Raw genomic sequence first — 1,788 nt, 5'->3', positions numbered from 1 at the left:
CCTTTATTCTAATTAACAAAATACAGAAGCCTTAAAGTACTGCATTCCTGGCAGAACTTGAGAACGAGAAAAAACCCTTTCCTGTGTCGGGGAGAAGTTTGGAAAGGAGTCAAATTTGACATAAAGCAAAGAGGCAAAGTATGACTCAAGCCTTAACCAAAAAAGTAACATTTGATGAATTTATCGCCTGGTATCCAGAAAACTCACAACGACGCTATGAACTGCATGACGGAGTAATTATTGAAATGGCTCCTCCCACAGGTGAACATGAACAGATTGTTGGATTTTTAGTTGGGGAAATAGTTACAGAATACAAACGTTTAAAACTACCTTATTTCATCCCCAAAACAGCATTCATTAAACCGGCTCAGAGCGAAGCAGCTTATTCACCAGATGTACTGTTGTTGAATAACTCTAACTTAGTAAATGAACCTCTGTGGAAAAAAGAATCTACTGTAAGCCAAGCGGCATCAATTCCTTTAGTAATTGAGGTGGTAAGTACCAACTGGCGCGACGACTATTTTACCAAAGCAGGTAAATATGAAGAGGTTGGAATACCTGAATATTGGATTGTAGATTATCTAGGTTTAGGAGGTAGGCGGTTTATTGGCAATCCTAAACAACCAACTATCTCGATTTACCAACTAATTGAAGGTGAGTATCAAATTAGGCAATTTCGGGGAAGTGATCGCATTCAATCGCCAGCCTTTCCAGAGTTGAATTTAACTGCTGAACAGATTTTTCAGGCTGGAGAAGTCGCGTAAAAAACGGCTAAAGAACCATCAGAGACTCGTCCGCGAGTATCAAAGACTCATCGGCGAGTATCAAAGACTCATCGGCGAGTATCAAAGACTCATCGGCGAGTATCAAAGACTCATTCACGAGTGTCAAAGACTCATTCACGAGTGTCAAAGACTCATTCACGAGTATCAAAGACTCATCCACGAGTATCAAAGACTCGTCCGCGAGTATCAAAGACTCATTAACGGAGTTCCGAGCCTCATTAATGAGTATCAAAGACTCGTTGACAAGCTAATCTGAACCATTGGGAATGATAAATTATTTTTAGATTCAGTAAAAATTATTAGCGCTCGTGTAGTAATACACAGAATAGTAAATTGCTTTGATATCTTGCAGCATTCTTAATTAACACCCACCTCCGCCTGGAACTCGAATTTGCTTTCTCATACCCAAAGTCCACTCAATGTGGACTAAAACCCAACCCTGGAAAGAATTTAGCCCTCTTAAGAGGACTTTCGCTATTAGCGATATGTTTCTAAACTGTGGTGGTTGTTGGGATTAGTGCAAAATATTAGTGGTTGCGAAATTGTCCAGCGAATCAGGGGCATTACATATAATTTTCGTTAACAAGTGAACCTCAGTATGGCAAACACGCCTCAACGTTTCCTTGAAAAAATCCGAGAAGCCAAAGAGAAACAGCTTAAAGAATTAGATTTAAGCAATGATTGGGGTACTGATGACAAGGAAAAATTATTAACAGAGATTCCTGCTGAGGTTTTTGAACTGGAATGGTTGGAGGTTTTAAATTTAAGCCGCAACCGATTAACGACACTGCCAGAAGCGATCGCCCGCCTGCAACAACTCACTTACCTGAATTTAAGCCGCAACCGATTAACGACACTGCCAGAAGCGATCGCTAGCCTGCAACAACTCACTAACCTGAATTTAAGCGGCAACCAATTAACGACGCTGCCAGAAGAGATCGCTAGCCTGCAACAACTCACTAACCTGAATTTAAGCGGCAACCAATTAACGACGCTGCCAGAA

The 1,788-nt window shown here is 40.9% G+C and carries 2 protein-coding genes; both read left to right on the top strand.

Annotated elements, in window-relative coordinates; translation table 11 throughout:
- Nucleotides 1-140: 140 nt before the first annotated feature.
- Nucleotides 141-764, top strand: coding sequence for a Uma2 family endonuclease (locus ACWATR_RS39795; protein WP_460345829.1), 624 nt, complete (start codon nt 141-143; stop codon nt 762-764).
- Between the two features lie 619 nt (nt 765-1,383).
- Nucleotides 1,384-1,788: leucine-rich repeat domain-containing protein (locus ACWATR_RS39790; protein ID WP_460345826.1), on the top strand; the 405-nt coding region annotated here is incomplete at its 3' end.

The organism is Nostoc sp. UIC 10890, from assembly GCF_054786515.1.
This window is presented reverse-complemented; position numbering and strand designations above follow the sequence as displayed.